The sequence below is a fragment of the Blastococcus sp. SYSU DS0510 genome (assembly GCF_054050835.1).
Map to the genome: position 1 here is coordinate 1 of NZ_JBJHAC010000056.1, position 797 is coordinate 797.

Consider the following 797-nt stretch of genomic DNA (forward strand, 5'->3'; position numbering starts at 1 on the left):
GAGGCCATCCGGGCCCTGGCACCCGAGGCCTTGACCGTCCTTCCGCTGCCCGGGCGCACCGGCCCGGTGGGCACGATGACCCTGGCCAACGGTGCCGGCCGGGGCCCGTTCAGCCCCGAGGATCTGACCACCGCCCGGCACGTCGCCGGCCGCGCCGGCCTGGTTCTGGACAACGCCCGGCTGTTCCGGCAGCAGCGCGACCTGGCCGAAGGCTTCCAGCGGTCCCTGCTGACCCCGCCGCCGGAACCGGACCACCTGCAGATCGTGGTCCGGTACGTGCCCGCGGCGCAGGCCGCGCAGGTCGGCGGGGACTGGTACGACGCGTTCATGCAGCCCAGCGGCGCGACGCTGCTGGTCATCGGCGACGTCGTCGGGCACGACGTGCAGGCCGCCGCGGCGATGGGACAGATCCGCAGCATCGTGCGGACCCTCGGCGCGCTGGACCACGATGGGCCGGCTGCGGTGCTGAGGCAGGTGGAGCAGGTGATGGAGACCCTGCAATCACAGATCCTGGCGACCACGGTCGTCGCCCGGCTGGAGCAGACCGACGAAGAACGCGCCGACGGGCTGACCCGGCTCTGCTGGTCCAACGCCGGGCATCCGCCGCCGATGGCGGTCACCTCCGACGGCGCGGTCACCGCGCTCACCACCGTCCACACCGATCTGCTGCTCGGGGTGGACGCCACAGCCACGCGCCGCGAGTCCCAAATGCACCTGGGCCGCGACACGGTCGTGCTGTTCTACACCGACGGGCTGGTCGAGCGCCGCGGCTCCGACCTCGATGCCGGCACGGCCCG

1 protein-coding gene is annotated in these 797 nt (G+C 73.4%); it reads left to right on the forward strand.

What is annotated here, in order from left to right; genetic code table 11:
- Nucleotides 1-797 (forward strand): PP2C family protein-serine/threonine phosphatase (locus tag ACI79P_RS21670; RefSeq protein WP_456583126.1); only part of this gene is annotated, 797 nt, incomplete at both ends.